The following is a 17,233-nucleotide window of genomic DNA, read 5'->3' on the forward strand; positions in this document are numbered from 1 at the left end:
CTACGGCGTTGATCGATATTTCAGAGCTTCTTCATAGAGCGGTTTGAGTCCGAATCCGCTGCATATGTCCGATAGCTTGAAGTTGGCGGACAGTTCCTTGGACAGATCGCGCCGCCAATCATCCACGCTGGCGGCTATGTAGTTCTTGCGCCGCATACGGGTGTAGTGGCCTTCGTCGACCTCTGCTTCCGGAATCGCCATCAACTTGCCCCCCAGCGCCTTGTGCCAATAGCGGATGCCGACCCCGCAGTCCCAGTACATCGTGGTGCGCCTCTTGCGCTCCTCGTCGCCTGGACAGTTGGGGTGGAGGTAAAAGCAGAGCCACCAGCCGCAGCCCAGGTCGAAATTGCTGCGACTGGCGCCACGGGTCACGCAGCCGAGCAACTCCCAGTAGCGAAGTGTGTGGGGTTGCTGAAGCCGCTGTCGCATCGATGGCCGGGGCTCCACAGTAATCATCGCGCCGTCTTCCAGCGTTTCGAACCGCCGCGCGTACGCCTGCATCTGCTCGATCGGCATCAAAAGATCCGCATGCCAGAAGGCCAGCCGCTCGCACCAGGCGAACGCGAAGTCCAGCGGGAAGTGCGGATACATCGTGCCGAAGCCGAAATGCCGGTTGAAGTCGATCAGCACGGCGCCCGGCAGCAGCGGCGGTGGGCCCACTCGCGGATCGAAGCCGACCACCGGCGTCCAGCCCACTTCCAGCACCATGCGCTGTTGCAGCAGGCTCCACTCGGCGTCGACGTTCCAGCACAGCCACGGACGCTCCACGCCGGCGAGTTGGCTCTCCCACTCCCGGGCGACCGACAGGATGTCGTGGTACGTGAAGGGCGAGGCGTTGAACCCCTCCCAGTTGCCGATGCCGGCGCTCATGCGTTCGCGCTCGCCACCGGTGAGCCACGGACGCGTCAAATGGAGGGGAGGCTGAACGTTCATGACTCTCGAGGATGAGGAGCAGACGCCTTAAATGCGTTCGGGCTTGCGGCGCAGATTGGCAACCAACCGCAGGCCGAATCGCGCGCGGTGCTGGTCCCAAGGCGTGAATCGGGGAATCTGGAACATGTCGGAACCCTGTTGCGCAGCACCCCACGCCGTGGTCACGGCGGCACGGAAGCCGGCTCGGCGGGCGAGCGCCACGCTGCGGCCTGTGTAGTCGGTGCGCGGCTTGCCGTTGGGATAGGCGAACAGGTCGATCGGCGAATCCAGAATCTCTTCCAGGGCCGTTTTGCCGCGTGCGATCTCTGCCATTGCAGCGTCATCGTCGAGGACTGCCAGGATGGGGTGCGAAGCGGTATGGCCGCCCACGGCCATTCCCTGGCGCACGAGCTCGCGGACTTCTTGCGAACGCATCATCAGCGTGCGGGGGCGCTGCACGCCGGCGGCTTTCAGCACACCGTCCACCGCCTGCTCGCGGCGTGCGGGTTCCAGGTACTTGAGCCGGCCCAGCAGGTGGTCGATCGCGGCACGGCGTTGCTGCACGCCGCCGAGTTCAATGCATCCCAGGCTGCCGTCGTCCACCTTGGACAGGTCCAGCGAGGCGTGCGACGTTCGCCGCACGGCTTCGACCACCCCATCGTTCCACATGCAGCCGCCATCCAGGTAGTCGCTGGCGACGAAGAAAGCGGCCGTCAGGCCATGGCGTTGCAGTATGGGGACGGCCACGCGCAGGTTGTCTTCGTAGCCATCGTCGAAGGTGATCGCCAGTGCCCGCTCGGGCAGCGTGCGTTCCTGCAGATGGCGGACTGCCGTACCGAGCGGCAGCACGTTGAACCACGCGGCCAGCCAGCCGCAGAGGCTGTCGAAGCGGGCGGCGTCGATCTCTTCCGGGAAGAGCGGATCGGGCGCGTCGAGCACACGATGGAAGATGAGCGTGGACAGCCGTGCCCGCGGACCGCGGGGTGTCGTGAGGTTCAGCAGGGGCTTGATCATCGGTGCGGCTGCAGCGTTGCGGAGGATGTCCGTGCCGGCTTGCGGCCTGCAGGGGCGGCAGGCGGTGTGCCATGCAGCGGTTCGACCAGCCCCAGACGGTACTGCCACGGGCGGCCCGTGTGTGTTTCGGTCTCCCAGCCGCGGTTGCGCACCCAGGCGCGCGCGAGCACCACCATGGCCATGATGTAGTAGGGCAGGTCGAAGTACGACAGGCTCAGGAACGATCCCCCCACGAGGTAGCCGAGCAGCGACGCCTGGGCCATGCCGGCCAGGTCGAAGCACCAGCGTGCCTGCGCGATGCTGGCGGCCTCCTTGCGCAGCTTCGAGGCCATGCGCCAGGTGCTGATCCAGATCATCACGAACAGGAAGAAGCCGATGAAGCCATGGTGGCCCATCACCTGGAAATAGATGCTGTGTGCGACAGGGGTGCCCAGTTGGGGCGTGGGTGAATACAGCTGGAAGAGTTCCGGCCGTGCGAGGTTGAAGCCGATACCGAACAGGTAGTGTTTCGCGACACCCCAGGACACCCACCAGGCGCTGAAGCGGCCCTGCGCCGACTCGTCCTCCTGGTACTCGCCGATCGTGTTCATTCGCTCAGTCCACGTGTCGGGCATGAACGCGAGCAAGGCCATCGCTGCCAAGGCAATGAACACGCCGCCGAGCATGCGCTTGTGCCCCCGCCACCACAACAACAACGTCATTGCGCTGATAGCAAGCAGACCACCACGCGATTGCGAGCCCAAAACCGAGATGGCGCACAGCAGCATGATGGCTGTCATCGCGAGCCTCGCGCGCGCCGATGGCATCTGCAGCTGGCAGAAGCGCAATAGCGGTATGGTCATCACCAACGCCAATGCAAATTCGTTGTTGTCCGCGATGAAGGAGTCCGGAGGGCCCCATACGTGGTAGCTACCACCGTGAGCCAGAGTGAACAACCCGCCCTTGGCACCCAGCAACGCCAAAGACAAGGCGCAAACCCAGGCGAGCGCAACGATCTGCAGGCGAGAGTGAATCATCGCCAGTGCGACGAAGACCATGAGGTACACCTTCATGACCTTGTCCCATTGGAGGTAGTCGGTCTTGTAGTCCAGGCCCATCAACCAAGAGACAGTGACCCACATGAAGAAAAGCAGCAACCAGACTGTGGGCGCGCCTTGGAAGGGTGACTTCTTCTGTCGATAGAACACCAGCGCGAGCAACGTGGTTCCGGCGGCCATCGCCGCCACCGGCGCCGTATAAGCGAACCCGTAGGTATAGCGGTGCGGATTCATCAGGCTGATCCAGCACCAGGCCAGCACGCCGATCCACGGACGTCGCAGCGTCAGCAGCACCAGCGCGACGATGATGCCCATCACCAGGATGTCACGCATGGGCCGCCTCACGCATCGAGCCTGGGGCCACGTGGCTCACGATGTAGCGGAACTTGCCAGATCGTTCGGGCGCGATCGCCTCCACACGGACGACGTCCACGGCCACCTGCATCCCCAGGCGCTGGCGGAACCCCTTCACCACCGCGGCTTCCGATGCCGCATCGAACGCAGGACCTGCAACGATCTGCACCGACGTGCGGTACAGGTCATGTTGCTCGACGCGGAAAGCCTGCACGCCCGGCAGGTCCCGCAGCACGTAGATCAGCGCCAGGCCATGGATCACCGTGCCGTCGGTCGCCACCACAAAATCCGTGGCGCGGCCTTGGATCTCTCGCAGCGTGGGCAGTCCCCGCCCACAAGTGCAGGGGGCCTCTCCCATCACCGCGATGTCGCCCGTCCGGTAACGGATGAACGGAAAATCGTGTGTCGCCAGATGCGTGACGACGATCTCGCCGGGTTCTCCGGGGGCCGCCGGCTGGCCATCGCGGTCGATCAGTTCGACCACCACGTCCTCCGCGGTCAGGTGCATGCTGCCGGCCGGACACTGGTGCGCGATGAAGCCGGCGTCCCGGCTGCCGTAGCCGTTGGCCACCGGGCAACCGAACACGCGCGAGATGGCGTCCCGCTGCTCGTCGTACAGCCGCTCGCTGGTCACGAACGCCACGCGGATGCCGAGGTCGTCCATGCGTTGGCCGCGCTTTTCGGCATGCCGCGCGATGTGCGACAACGCCGACGGATAGCCGAAGAGCATGCGCGGCCGCCGGGCGCGGATGCGCGCGACGAAGCCGTCGAGCTTGGCCTCGCTCATCTCGAATGCGGGCAGCAGTTCGGTGCGCATCAACGCATCGCGCCATCGGCGCACCCGATCCTGCGCCCCGAGCTCGATGGGCGAGCCCCAGACGACGATCTCCGGGTCGCCGATGTCCACGCCCCACCAGCGGGTCGCCCGCCATTTGGCGGCCACGTCGTGGCTGACCCGGCGTGCACCGATGTAGAAGATCAGTGGCTCGCCCGACGATCCACCCGTGTTGAAGCGGGCCAGCCCGATGGCGTGGTCGTGGCGCAGGGCTTCGGTATGGGCGCGTATCGCGGCCTTGTCGAGGAAGGGTAGCGCCTGCAGGTCGGACACGCTCTGCACGCGCCGCGGATCGAACCCGAGCCGGGCGAAGATGTCGCGGTAGTAGGGCACGTGCTGCCCGGCCTCCTGCAGCAAGGCGCGCAGGCGCTGCAGCTGCAGGTCGGCCAGCCGATCGGCAGGCCACCACTGCGTCTGCTCCATTTCACGGCGTACCCGCACCGTCGTGTGCGACTTCAGCTTCTCCTGGACCGGGAATACGAGGCCCGAGACGAGTCGTGTGTACAAGCTGGACATGGTGTTTCGTTCGGGCCGGCTTAGCGTGCGGCGAGGCGCTTGAAGGCGCCAAGAAGTGTCTGGACGCGCTGGTCCCAGGTGTTGGCCGCTGCGTGCGCGCGGATGGCCTGCCGGTTCCAGGGCCGGGCCAGGGCATCGGCCAGCGCGTCGTGCAACTGCTGTTCGTCATCGAACGGCACCACGATGCCTAATGCGGGATCGGACACGACCTCCTTGTTGCCTCCGACATCGGTGGTGACGACCGGCAGGCCGCAGGCCATGGCCTCGAGCAGCACGTTGGCCCAGCCTTCGTTGCGGGTGGCCAGCACGAAGACGTCGGCGGCCGACAGCACGGCACTCAGGGCCTGCGGAGGCAGCGGGCCGAGGAAGCGCACGGTCTCGCCGAGCCCCAGCTCGTCGGACAGCTTGTGCAGCCGAGCCGTCCAGTCGCCTTCGAGGCTGGGCCCGCCGACCACCAGGTACACCAGCCCCGGAAAGCGCCGGCGCAGTGCGGGCAGGCAGGCCATCACGCGATGGAAACCCTTGCGCTCGACCAGGCCGCCCACCGTGACCAGGACCGGCACGCCTTCCGGCAGGCCGAGGCGCTGGCGTGCTGACGGCTGCGGCTGCGGCGTGAACTTGTCGAGGTCGACGCCGTTGCCGACCACCTGCACACGCTCGGCCGGTACGCCGAGTCCGTGGGCCACGGCCGCGAGCGAGGCCGACACGGCGAACACGCGGTCCGCACGCAGCAGCGCCTGCCGGAGCAGGGGCGCGAGCGCCAGATCCTTGGCATGGCGCGTCTCGGTGCCCCGCAGCGTGATGCAGACAGGCACGCCGAGCCAGCGGCCCAGCAGCGTCGCGGCGTAGCCGTCGGGATAGCCGAAATGCGCGTCGATCAGGTCGAGGCGCCCCGCACGCTTCAACGCGCGCAGCCGCGGCCAGGCGGCCAACGCCATCGACAGGCCGTCGAGGCGCTTGAGCAGGCCAGGGAGCGAGAAGAACCGCGGGAACCACACCTCGTGCGCAGATTGCTGCTCGAAGCGCGGCGCGCCCGGCCGGAAGCCCGGCTTGAATCGCGCCAGCAGGCCTTGCAGCGGAAACCACGGCGTGGGCGCGACCACGCACAGCGGCAGCTGCCGGCCGACGCGGAACATGCGCTCGCGGATGAACAGCCCCGCACCCGGCTGCATCCGGCTCGGGAACAGGCTGCTGAACACCACCACGTGCGGCCCCGGTTCACGCATCGGCGGTCTGCGGCACCGCGTGCCGGTAGGGCGCCTGGTAACGCGCCACGCTGGCAGCCCAGTTGCGCTCCTGCTCGACGAAGCGGCGGCCCGCCTGCCGCAGCGCGGGCCAGTCGCTGCGCCGCGCCAGGAGGTCGGCCAGCGCGCGGCTCAATGCAGGCGCGCTGCCCGCGGTGAACAGCGCGCCGGTCTCGCCATGACGGATCAGCTCCTGATGCCCGCCGACGTCGCTGGCCACCAGCACACGACCTTGCGCCATGGCCTCCAGCGGCTTCAGCGGTGTGACCAGCTCCGTCAGGCGCATCGAGTGGCGCGGATACGCCAGCACGTCGATCAGGTCGTAGTAGCGCTGCACCTCGGCGTGCGGCACGCGCCCCGTGAACACGACCTTGTCGGCCACGCCGAGCGCCGCGGCCTGAGACTTGAGCGCCGCCTCCTGGGGGCCGCCGCCCACCAGCAGCAGCCGGGCGTTCGGCCGTTCGCGAAGCAGTTCTGGCAGCGCCGCGAGGAGCAGGTCGAGGCCTTCATAGGCGTAGAACGAACCGATGAAACCCACCACTTCGCCGCCCGATAGGCCAAGTTGCGCACGAAGCGTCTCGTCGGCCGCGCCGCCCGGTGTGAAGCTCTCGATGTCGACGGCGTTGGGGATGACGGTCACCTTGGCCGCCGGGATGCCCCGTGCGACGATGTCCTGCCGCAAGCCTTCGCAGATCGTGAACACATGCCGAGCATGGCGCAGCGCATAGGTTTCGAGCCAGCGCGTGAAGCGGTAGCGCAGGCTGCCTTCGTGTGTCGTGCCATGGTCGACGGCCGCGTCCTCCCAGAAGGCGCGCACCTCGTAGACCACGGGAATGCCGAGCTCGCGGCCCACGCGCAGCGCCGGGATCGCGTTGAGCACCGGCGAATGGGCATGGATGATGTGCGGGCGGACCTTCAGCGCGACTTCACGCAGCCGCACTTGCACCGCCTTCATCAGGGAGATCTCGGCCAGTCCGGGCAGCCGAGGGCCTGCTGGCGCGGGCGTGCGGAAGAAGTGCAGGCCGTCCACGGTCTCGTCGGGCTGCGAAGGCGCCGTGTGTTTCGGGCTGGTCAGGTGGAAGGTCTCCCAGCCCAGGCGGCGCTGCTCGCGCAACAGCGCCGCGGTGCGGAAGGTGTAGCCGCTGTGCAGCGGGATCGAATGGTCCAGTACATGGAGGACACGGAGCGTCATGCCGTCACCGCCTCCTGCTGCGATGCGGGCCGGCGCACGGCCGGCGCATCCACCACCGTGCGCAGGAACGCCTCGAACATCATCAGCGTCCAGAGGGGGGCGCTGTAGTCGCGCACGCCCGATTGGTGCGCATCCACCAGGTGCTGGAGGTACTTGCGGTCGAACCAGCCGGTCTCGGCCAGGCGCGGGCCCAGCACCGCGTCCCGCACACGCTGCTTCAGCGGCCCCCGGAACCAGCGTGCCAGCGGCACCGAGAAGCCCATCTTCGGGCGGTACAGCACGTCGTGGGGCAGCTTGGGCTCCATCGCCTTCTTCAGCAGGAATTTGCCTTCCTGCCCGCGGATCTTCAGGTCGGAGGGCAGGGTCGCGAGCCATTCGATCAGCTCATGGTCCATCAGCGGCTCGCGCACCTCCAGCGAATGCGCCATGCTCGCGCGGTCGACTTTGGTGTTGATGTCGCCGACCAGGTAGGTCTTCATGTCGAGGTACTGGATCAGCGCCAGCGGGTCGTCGGTGCCGGCGCGTGCCGCGTGTGCGTCGAACACCTGGCGGGCGTCGTAGCCGGACAGCGCCGCCTTGAAGCGCGGGCTGAAGAGCGCGTCGCGCATCGGGCCGCGCAGGATGGACACCGAATGGAAGTAGGCCTCGACCGAGGTGCGTGCCATGCCTTCGAACGTCGTCTTGGCCCGCAGGACACGCGGCGCCCAGTCCGCCTTCGGGTAGACCTTGCCCAGCAGGCCGAACAGTGGCTTGCGCACGCCCTCGGGCAGCGCCGAGCGCATGCGTTCCTCCATCAGGTGAAGGCGGTAGCGGCGATAGCCGCCGAAGGTCTCGTCGCCGCCGTCGCCGGACAGCGCGACGGTCACCCGCTGCCGCGCGAGCTGGCACACGCGGTAGGTGGGGATGGCGGAGCTGTCGGCATAGGGCTCGTCGTAGAGGCGCGCCAGCGTGTCGATCAGGTCGAAGTCGTCGCTTTTCACCGTCTCGACGTGATGGCGCGTCTGGTAGCGGTCCGCCACGAGCTGCGCGAAGGCCGACTCGTTGAACTGGGGGTCGTCGAACGCGATCGAGCAGGTGTTGACCGGCTCACCGGAGACCTCCGCCATCGTGGCGACCACCGCGCTCGAGTCGACGCCGCCCGACAGGAAGGCGCCCAGCGGTACTTCGGCGATCAACCTCAGGCGGACGGCTTCCTGCAGGCGGTCGCGCAGTTCGGCGCAGGCATCTTCCGCGGTGATGCCGTTGTCCAGCGTGAAGCGCACGTCCCAGTAGGGGCGAGGCTGTGGCATCGGTTCGCCGCGGCGCCACAGCAGGGTGTGGGCCGGCGGCAGCTTCCTGGCCTGCTTGAAGATCGTGCGGGGCTCGGCCACGTAGCCCAGCGCGAAGTACTCCTCGACGGCGAAGGGATCGATGTCGCGATCCAGTTCACCGTGCGCCAGCAACGACTTGAGCTCCGAGCCGAAAAGAAGCCATCCGTCGGCCAACGCCGCGTAGAACATGGGTTTGACGCCCAGGCGATCACGTGCCAGGAAGAAGGTCTGGCGCTTGCTGTCCCACAGTCCGAACGCGAACATGCCGCGCAGCCGGTCGACGCAGCGCTCGCCCCACGCCTCCCAGGCATGGACGATCACTTCCGTGTCGCTCTTGGTGTGGAACACGTAGCCCAGCGCCTGCAACTCGCTCATCAGCGCCTGGTAGTTGTAGATCTCGCCGTTGAAGACGATGGCGACCGTCCGGTCCGCGTTGAACAGCGGCTGCTGGCCGGTGGCGATGTCGATGATCGACAGCCGCCGGTGCCCCAGGCCCAGGCCGGGCTCTGTGTGCAGGCTGCCTTCGTCGGGCCCGCGGTGAAACTGCGAGTCGTTCATGCGCTGAAGCGCTGCCCGGTCGATCGGGCGCTGCCCGCGGCTGTCGAATAGGCCGGTGATTCCACACATGCTTGTGTACTCTCTGGCTTAGGCGGTGCGCGCGGCGCGCAGTGCCTGATCGTAGATGCCCTGGTAACGCGCCACCATGGCTTGCAGGCTGAATTGTCCGACGATCCTCGCACGGCCCGCGCGGCCCATCGCCTCTGCGGCGGTGGGTTCGCACGCCAAGGCGGCTATCGCACGCGCCATGGCCTGCGGATCGGCGGCGGGCACGACCAGGCCAGTCGTGCCGTCGACGACCAACTCGGCGTTGCCGCCCACGTCGGTCGCCACCACGGGCAGGCCGGTGGCCATCGCTTCGAGGATCGTGTTGGAGATGCCTTCCGCCCGGGAAGGCAGCACGAAGCAGTTCAGGCCGCGCATCACGTGGGCCACGTCCGTCCGCTCGCCGGGCAGCCAGCTCAGGTCGGCAACGCCCGCCTCCGACAGCACGCGCTGCACGGGCTCCCGCAGGGGGCCAGCCCCGACCATGACCAGGCGCAGCCTGTCTCTCAGGGCGGGTTCTTGCTGCAGCACCCGCACGAACGCGTGCGCGAGGGTCAGCTGGTCCTTCACCTGCTGCATGCGGCCGACGGTGCCGACCAGCCAGTGGCGTCCGGGCGGGAACGGGCAGCCTTCGATGCCGGGCTGCGCAGCCCCGGTTGCCGGCCGAAAGCTGTCCGCGTCGACGCCGTTGTAGACCTGGCTCATGCGCGCCGGTGCGACATGGATCCGTTCGGTCAGGTAGCCGGCCAGGTCGCGCGACAGCGCGATGTAGTGCGTGACCCATGGCTTGTAGGCGCGGCGCATCAGCTGGTACTTGCGCTTGGTCCCATCGAGGTCTTCGACATCCCGCCCGTGTTCACCGTGCATCCGCACGGGCACGCCGGCCCACCAGGCCGGCAGCACGCACTCCAGCGCGGCGAGGTTGCGCGTGTGCACGACGGCAGGGCGGAGTTGCCTGAACAGGCGCGCCAGGCGTGGGTAGAGGCGCACGGCATGCCCCGGCGGCTTGTGCAGCGAGATGAACTCCACGTCGCTGCGGCGGATGCGCCGGCTGAACGCCGTGACCTCCGTCAACGCGATGATCGCGTGCCGGTAGGTGTCGGCCGGCATGTGGTTGATCAGGTTGACGAGCCCGTTCTCCAGGCCGCCGGTGTCGAAGCGGTAGACGACGTGGGCGATCAGGGGCCGGGGGTCTGCTGCCACGGCGGCGGCCGGGACCGGGCCGGGCTGCAGGGGAGGCGAGGCTTGGAACTTGTCCATCGCCTTCAGCGGGTGGCCCGCGTGCGCGTGAGGCCTTGTTCGATCAGGCCCCAGTTCGCACGAAGGAAGTCGTGCAGTGCCGCCGCCGCGGTGGCTTGGCCGGTGGTGTCTTCTGCATAGAGCATCACCGCGGCGCCGTCGTCGCCCTCGCCGCGCAGGCGCTGCCATGCGCCGATGGCCTTGGCGACATGGTCGCTGGAGGTGACAGGGCCGCCGAGCCAGTAGAACTGCCAGACGAGCATGCTCCGCCGGTCGACGAGGTGGCTCGAGTCGGTGCGCAGCAGCGTGGTCTGCAGCACCTTCAGTTCGCGGCCGTCTTCGAGCGCAACGGTGTGCGTGGCGGTGTCGACGGGATTCCAATTCCTGTCCTGCAGCGAGACCACCTGGTTCTCCGCGGACGCCAGCTTGCGGCCTTCCGACTGCTGGCGGTAGTAGGCGAGGTAGGCGCCCACGGGCGGGACGCCTGCATGGACGTAGCGCCTCGACGCTTCGGCATCGGGGTTCCTGAAGGCGGGTTTCCACGCTGAGTCGCCGGAGGCATCGACACGCCAGCCGCCTTGCAGCTCGGCAGGCAGCGACAGTTGCGGCGGACCGGCTGTCGTCGCCGGGTCGTCGATGCGGTTCAGGGCTTGCTGCGGTGTGGCGGCGGCGGCGATGGCCAACGCGGTGGCGCACCAGAGATGCCAGCCCGGCCGCGCCGCCACGTCGGACGGCGGGAGGGCGTGCTGCGGTCCGGCAGGCGCCTCGGACCATCGGGCGCCGAGCATGAAAACGGCTGTCACCACGACGCCGAAGAACACCCAGCCATAGAGAAGATGGTCTGCCCCGACGGCGAGCTGGTTGCTGGAAAGATGCCCCAGCATCACGATCATGTAGGCACGTACCCAATTGGCGACGATGGGCACTGCCAGCGACACCAGGGCGAAGACGGTGCGGCGTTGCCACGACCGGTAGTTGAGGTAGGCGAACAGGCTGCCGACCATGAACGAGGCCATCAGGTAGCGCACGCCGCTGCAGGCCTCGACCACTGACCAGTTGCCGCTGGGGATCACGAACTGCAGGCCTTCCCGGTAGACCGGGATGCCGCTCAGCCGCAGCGCCAGCACCGTGAAGTCGGCCGTGGCATGCATCAGCGGCGGGATCATGAACTCGCCGATCGGCACGGCGAAGAACAGAAACGCGAGCGGGAAGAGGATGACCTTCGCGGTGTGCCAGCCCAGCACCAGGGGGACCGACAGCACCACCAGCCCGGTGGCGCTGAGCTGCGTCACCGCGTTCACCGCCGCGAGCTGACCGACGAGCCATGTGGCGCACAGCAGCAGGAACGGTGCGAGCAGCCAGACCGTGGGCGCCGGCATCTGCCGTGCGAGCGCCGTGCGCTGCCGCCAGATCAGCCAGAGCCCGATCGGTGGCACGACATAGGCATGCGCGAATGTCTCGGAGCGAGACCAGATCTGCTCCATGCTTCGAAAGGTGTCGAAGAAGAACACGCCGATGCACGCCAGCAGCAAGGCCAGCGCCAGCCCTGAACGCCGCCATTGCGCCGCATGGGTGGGGTCCATCGCGGCGGACGAAACGAGCCCGGTCATGCGGCCACTCCCGCGCGGGCGGCGATGGCCGCATCGAGATGGCCGTCCAAGCTGCCCAGGTGTGCCGCCCAACTGTAGTGGCGGACCACGCAGGCGCGGCCGGCTTCGCCCAGGGACCCGGCCTGCTGCGGATCGCGCAGCAAGGCGGAGATGTGGCGCTGGTAGTCGCCCGCTTCGTCTGCACCGATCAAGTCACGTCCCGGCATCGCGTCGATCGCCTCGACGCAGGACTGCGCAGCGACCACGGGCCTGCCCATGGCCATCGCCTCCAGCACCTTGTTCTGCACCCCTCGGGCGAGGCGAAGGGGCGCCACCACGACGCGCGCGTGCTGCAGGTACGGCCGCACGTCCGGCACCGTGCCCGTGACGTTCACCGCTTCGCCAGCCAACGCCCGCACCGCCGGGGTGGGCGCACGCCCGACGATGTGGAACCGCAGCCGCGGCCATTCGCGGCGCAAGGCGGGCAGGACTTCCTGGGTGAACCAGACGGCCGCGTCGATGTTGGGCCAGTAGTCCATCGCGCCCGTGAAGACCAGCGGCCATTCGTCCGCGGAAAAAGGCGAGGACAGGTTGGCGTCGGGCGCGAAGTAGTCGGCATCGACGCCGTTGCACAGGGCGTCGACGCGACTGCCGCATTCCGGCGCGAGCTGGCGGAACAGCGCGGCCTCCTTGCTCGTCACGAAGAACGAGCGCTCGGCACGGGATGCGGCGCGGCGCTCGTAAGCCAGCAGGCGCTGGCCCTCGCGGCGGTAGAGCCACGACAGCGGCCACAGGTGGCGGCCGGCATATTCGCCCCACTTGGCGGAATCGACATCGACAAAATCCACCAGCATCGGCAAACCCGGCACGCCTTCGGCGTACTGCACCATCGATGACGAGAAGACGACGGCTGCGTCGATGCGCTCCGTCGCCAGCGTCTGCCGCACCCATGCGGCCAGTGCTTCGTCGCGGTAGTAGCGCAGGGTGAGCGCTTCGCCCGTCGCCAGGCCCGCCAAACTGGCGACACGCGCGCGCCGCGGTGAGAGCTGGGTGGCATGGAAACCCGCACACCAGCGGCGCACGGTGTCGAGGTGCGCCAGGTCCTGCGGGTCGTCGACGAAGGTGCCGAGAAAGACTCGGTGCCCGGCCAGCAGATGCTTCAGCACGTGGTACGACCGGACCTTGTCGCCCTTGTTCGGCGGGTAGGGCAGGCGGTGCACGAGGTAGAGCAGGTTGGCCATCGCAGCACGACCGGCTAGCCGAGGTTCCGCACGATCAGCGGTCCGAGGCGGTTGGCCAGCGAGATCGGCATGCGCCGCCATGCATTGATCAGCAGCTTGTACTTGGCATTGCTGGGGTTGTTCTGCGGCACCGTCTCGCGGCGGTACAGGCAATGCTCATAGTGCAGCGGTGTCGGCTCGAAGCCCCAGTTCTTCTTGAAGGCGTACGAGCCCGTGCCTTGCTTGCTGCGGCCGTAGTCGAAGACCTTCAGTCCGCTGGCGCAGGCGTGCTGCATCAGCGCCCAGTACTTGAAGTCGTTGCCTGCCAGTTCCCGGGCGTCCTCGTCGTCTCCCGCGTAGTACGGCAGGATCTCGTCGCGGAAGCGGAAGCTCAGCACGCCGCTGATCGGTCGGCCGTCGGGCGCGGTGACGATGAGCACGCTCGCGTCGGCGCCGAAGGTGTCCAGCAAGCCCTGGAAGTAGCGCCGCGGCATGGCCGGCGTGCCGTGGCGGTGCACGTTGTCGGCGTACAGCGGGAAGAACCGGTCGATGCCGTCGTCGAAGGCGGCCTGCAGCCCGTTCTTGATGCCCTTGCGGACCATCGCGCGTTGCTTGCGGGGGATGGCCAGGAGGTTGGCCTCGTCATCGGGCAGGATCTCCTTGCGGAACGTCACGTACAGATCCTGCACGGGCCAGTCCGCGTGGCGGCGAACCGTATTGCGCAACTCGAGGTGTTCCACGCCCAGCCGCCTCGCCAACTGCTGCGCCTCCTGTTCAAGCGCCGCGGCAGCCTCTTCATCCAGCGCGGCCACGCCGCCATAGACCGCGAACGGCAGGCTGACGAGCGATTGCCCGAAGAGCGCGCTGTGCACATGCGCCAGCGGCAGCACGCCTCGGATGCCGGAGGCATCCTCGGCAGAGAGGAAGAAGGTCTGATGCCGGAACACCTCGCGCAGCAGCGGCTGCCAGCCGGCCAGGTGGAAGAAGGTGGCCCCGGGACAGGAGCGCACAAAGGCATCCCAGCGGCCCGCGGCCAGAACGTCGTGCGGGCCGAGCCGCCTGATCTTCAACATAGGGTCAGGACGCGCGTGCCGCTGCGGGGCGCAGGAAGATGTCGTCCATGCGTCCCCACTGGAAATCACCCAGCAGCCGCTCGAGCCGATGGGCCATCTTGCCGATGTTCACGTAGTGGCGGAACCGCGTCTTGGCATCGATGCCGGCCACGCGGGGCTGCGCCTCGTCGATCTCCCACGGGTGGAAATAGAACACCGCGGACGCACGATCCTGCTGGTTGACCTGGCGCAGCATCCAGCGGGACACGGCGTAGGGCAGCAGCCGGAAATAGCCGCCCCCGCTGGAAGGGAGGTTGTGATTGAGCACACGCAGCGTCGTCACCGGTATCTCGATCAAGCCTTCGCGGGTTTCATAGGCGAAGCGAGGGGAGTCCGGCATGCCGTAGTGGTCGTGGCGGATCGGGTAGACGCTGGAGCTGTACCGGTAGCCTGCGCGCGCCAGGCAGTCGAAGGCCCACAGGTTGCGCTTGCCGATCGAGAAGCTCGGTGCGCGATAGCCTTGCACGGCGGTGCCGGAAATGTCTTCGAGCGTTTTCTTCGCGCGCTCGATGTCCTGGCTGAAGGCCTCGGGGGTGAGGTCGCTGGCACGCTCGTGGCCATAGCCGTGGCTGGCCAGTTCATGGCCCTGGGCGACGATGCGATGCACCAGCCCCGGATAGCGTTCGGCGACCCAGCCGAGCGTGAAGAACGTGGCGCGGGTCTGCTGGTGCTGGTCGAGCATCGCCAGGATGCGCTCGACGTTGCATTCCACCCTGCAAGGCCGCGAGTCCCATTCGTCGCGGCGGATGTAGGGGGCGAACGCGGAGACCTGGAAGTAGTCCTCCACGTCGATGGTCAGGGCATTCCGGATGGGCGGGGCGGCGTGCATGGCGCGTTGGGGTGTGGTTTGCCGGGGTTACTCGGCCGGTGCGCCGGCGTTCAGCCACCGGAAAAGGTCGGCCGCGATGCGTTCTGCGGCGCGGCCGTCCCACAGTTCGGGAACACGCCCACGCTTGCCGCGGCCTGACAGGATCTCGGCGACCCCGCTTCGGATGGCGGCCACGTCATGGCCCACCAAGGTATTGGTCCCCTGCTCGATCGTGATGGGCCGTTCGGTGTTCTCTCTCAACGTCAGGCACGGAACGCCCAGTGCGGTCGTTTCCTCCTGCAAGCCGCCGGAGTCCGTCAGCACCATCGTGGCGCCGGCCATCAGGCCCAGCATCTCCAGGTAACCCTGCGGCGGCAACACGGCCATGCGGGCGGGATCGATCAGCGAGGCCAACTCGAAGCGGTCGATGTTGGCACGTGTGCGTGGATGCAGCGCAAACACCAGCGGCAGCTGTTCGGACACCTCGCGAAGCACCTCCAGGACGGCCCGCAGCCGAGCGGGTTCGTCGACGTTGCTGGGGCGATGGAGCGTTACCACGCCGTAGCCGCTGGCGTGTCGAAGCAAGGACGGGTCGATGCCGTGCGCCTGCAAGGTCTGCTCCCCGGGGCGGGCCTGAGGCCTGTTCGAAAGCAGCGAATCGATCATCACGTTGCCGACGAAGTCGATCCTGCCGGCAGGAATGCCCTCGCGCTGCAGGTTGTCGCCGGCGCTGCGCTCGGTCGTGTAGAGCCGGTCGGCCACCTGGTCGGTCAGCACGCGGTTGATTTCCTCCGGCATCTTGCGGTCGTAGCTGCGCAGGCCCGCCTCGACGTGAACGACAGGAACGCCTTTCTTCACCGCCACCAGCGTGCAGGCGAGCGTCGAGTTGACGTCGCCCACGACGAGCACGCAGCTCGGCTTGTACTGGTCGATCGCCGGTTCGAAGCGCTTCATGACCTCCGCCGTCTGCACGGCGTGCGATCCCGACCCCACCTCGAGATTCAGGTCGGGCTGGGGCAGGCGCAGGTCCACGAACAGCTTGTCGTTCATGCCGGCGTCGTAGTGCTGGCCCGTGTGCACCAACACGGCGGGCAAGGGCGGCTGGTGGGCGGCGAGTGCGCGCAGGATGGGCGCCATCTTCATGAAGTTGGGCCGCGCGCCGACCACACAAATGACGGGGCCGATCATGCGTCGCTCTCCGGAGAGGGGGGGGTGGCTGCAGCGACGAGGCGCTGCAGCAGGGACAGGGTGTCGAGGTTGATGCGTTCGAGCCGCAGCAGGCTGCGTTCCAGTCGCTGCAGGCGGTCGTCGTTCTGGCGCGCCGCGAGCGCGTCGAGCTCACGCGTCATGCCTTCGGCGGATTCGACGCTCAGGGTCAGCCGGGGGGCGTCGATGTCGCCTGCCGGAGCGCTGCTGGGTTGTGATGCCGCGGCGCCCCCTTCGCGGGCGAATTCCTTGACCACCTCTTCGACATCCGCGACCGTGAGCCGCGTCTTGTCGTTCAGGTACCCGAGCAACAGCAGGCGATCACACACTGCGTTGATACGGCGAGGCACACCTTGGCTCGCATTGAAGATGGCGTGGAAGGACTCGGGCTCGAATTCGGGATGGCCGGTCGAGCCTGCGCACTTCAGGCGGTGCTCGATGTAGTGCTGCGTGTCTTCCAGGTCGAGCGGGCCGATATGGCAAGTGGCGGCCACCCGCTGGCGGAACTGTTCCATCTCGGGCCGCTGGAGGATTTCGCGGAACTCGGGCTGGCCCACCAGGAAGCTCTGCAGCAAGGCCTGGGTGCCCAGTTGGTAGTTCGACAGCATGCGCAGTTCTTCGACCGCGCGCGGAGACAGGTTCTGCGCCTCGTCCACCACGAGCAGGCAGCGTTTGCCCTGGCTCGCCTGGCCGATCAGGAACGCCTCCAAGGTGATGAGCAGCTCCGACTTGGTGACGCCCTTGACTTGAAAGCCAAACGCCGCGCCGACCATGCGAAGCGTGTCTTCCGCATCCAGCTGCGTGGTCACCAGCTGGCCGACCACCACGTCGCTGCGGTTGAGGCTGTCGAGCAGGCCGCGCAGGATGGTCGTCTTGCCGGCGCCGATCTCGCCGGTGATGACGATGAACCCCTCGTTGCGCATCACGCCGTACTCGAGGTAGGCCTTTGCGCGACGATGCTGCTTGCTGTCGAAATAGAAACTGGGATCTGGGTTCAGCTGGAACGGCTTGCTGCTCAGTCCGTAGAAGGCTTCGTACATGG

The 17,233-nt window shown here is 67.6% G+C and carries 14 protein-coding genes; all 14 read right to left on the reverse strand.

Features of this window, described 5'->3' with window-relative positions:
• Positions 1-870: a hypothetical protein gene (locus V4F39_RS23320; RefSeq protein WP_332292460.1), complete on the reverse strand. Its 870-nt coding sequence runs from the start codon at positions 868-870 to the stop codon at positions 1-3.
• Positions 871-960: 90 nt separating this feature from the next.
• Complete coding sequence (locus V4F39_RS23325; protein ID WP_332292461.1) at positions 961-1,926, reverse strand: polysaccharide deacetylase family protein; 966 nt, start codon at positions 1,924-1,926, stop codon at positions 961-963.
• Positions 1,923-3,296: a putative O-glycosylation ligase, exosortase A system-associated gene (locus V4F39_RS23330; RefSeq protein ID WP_332292462.1), complete on the reverse strand. Its 1,374-nt coding sequence runs from the start codon at positions 3,294-3,296 to the stop codon at positions 1,923-1,925. The genes V4F39_RS23325 and V4F39_RS23330 overlap by 4 nt, the downstream gene beginning before the upstream one ends.
• Positions 3,289-4,668: a phenylacetate--CoA ligase family protein gene (locus V4F39_RS23335; protein WP_332292463.1), complete on the reverse strand. Its 1,380-nt coding sequence runs from the start codon at positions 4,666-4,668 to the stop codon at positions 3,289-3,291. The genes V4F39_RS23330 and V4F39_RS23335 overlap by 8 nt, the downstream gene beginning before the upstream one ends.
• Before the next feature lie 20 nt (positions 4,669-4,688).
• Positions 4,689-5,894 carry a glycosyltransferase gene (locus V4F39_RS23340; protein ID WP_332292464.1) on the reverse strand — a complete coding sequence of 402 codons (1,206 nt, stop codon included), beginning with the start codon at positions 5,892-5,894 and terminating at the stop codon, positions 4,689-4,691.
• Positions 5,887-7,104, reverse strand: a complete 1,218-nt coding sequence (locus V4F39_RS23345; RefSeq protein WP_332292465.1) for a TIGR04063 family PEP-CTERM/XrtA system glycosyltransferase — start codon at positions 7,102-7,104, stop codon at positions 5,887-5,889. Before V4F39_RS23345 ends, V4F39_RS23340 begins: the two co-directional genes overlap by 8 nt.
• On the reverse strand, positions 7,101-9,041 hold the full coding sequence (locus V4F39_RS23350; RefSeq protein WP_332292466.1) for an XrtA/PEP-CTERM system amidotransferase: 1,941 nt from the start codon (positions 9,039-9,041) through the stop codon (positions 7,101-7,103). Before V4F39_RS23350 ends, V4F39_RS23345 begins: the two co-directional genes overlap by 4 nt.
• An 18-nt stretch (positions 9,042-9,059) precedes the next feature.
• Positions 9,060-10,277: a TIGR03088 family PEP-CTERM/XrtA system glycosyltransferase gene (locus V4F39_RS23355; RefSeq protein ID WP_332292468.1), complete on the reverse strand. Its 1,218-nt coding sequence runs from the start codon at positions 10,275-10,277 to the stop codon at positions 9,060-9,062.
• A 5-nt stretch (positions 10,278-10,282) separates the two neighbouring features.
• Complete coding sequence (gene xrtA, locus V4F39_RS23360; protein WP_332292469.1) at positions 10,283-11,866, reverse strand: exosortase A; 1,584 nt, start codon at positions 11,864-11,866, stop codon at positions 10,283-10,285.
• Positions 11,863-13,086 carry a TIGR03087 family PEP-CTERM/XrtA system glycosyltransferase gene (locus V4F39_RS23365; protein WP_332292470.1) on the reverse strand — a complete coding sequence of 408 codons (1,224 nt, stop codon included), beginning with the start codon at positions 13,084-13,086 and terminating at the stop codon, positions 11,863-11,865. The genes xrtA and V4F39_RS23365 overlap by 4 nt, the downstream gene beginning before the upstream one ends.
• 14 nt (positions 13,087-13,100) lie before the next feature.
• Complete coding sequence (locus V4F39_RS23370; protein WP_332292471.1) at positions 13,101-14,138, reverse strand: FemAB family XrtA/PEP-CTERM system-associated protein; 1,038 nt, start codon at positions 14,136-14,138, stop codon at positions 13,101-13,103.
• Positions 14,139-14,142: 4 nt separating this feature from the next.
• On the reverse strand, positions 14,143-15,006 hold the full coding sequence (locus V4F39_RS23375) for an XrtA system polysaccharide deacetylase (RefSeq protein WP_332292472.1): 864 nt from the start codon (positions 15,004-15,006) through the stop codon (positions 14,143-14,145).
• 27 nt (positions 15,007-15,033) lie between these two features.
• On the reverse strand, positions 15,034-16,173 hold the full coding sequence (gene wecB, locus V4F39_RS23380) for a non-hydrolyzing UDP-N-acetylglucosamine 2-epimerase (protein WP_332292474.1): 1,140 nt from the start codon (positions 16,171-16,173) through the stop codon (positions 15,034-15,036).
• On the reverse strand, positions 16,170-17,231 hold the full coding sequence (locus V4F39_RS23385) for an XrtA/PEP-CTERM system-associated ATPase (RefSeq protein ID WP_332292475.1): 1,062 nt from the start codon (positions 17,229-17,231) through the stop codon (positions 16,170-16,172). The genes wecB and V4F39_RS23385 overlap by 4 nt, the downstream gene beginning before the upstream one ends.
• Positions 17,232-17,233 lie beyond the last annotated feature (2 nt).

This window comes from Aquincola agrisoli (genome assembly GCF_036621135.1).
GTDB classification, from domain to species: Bacteria; Pseudomonadota; Gammaproteobacteria; order Burkholderiales; family Burkholderiaceae_C; genus Aquincola; species Aquincola agrisoli.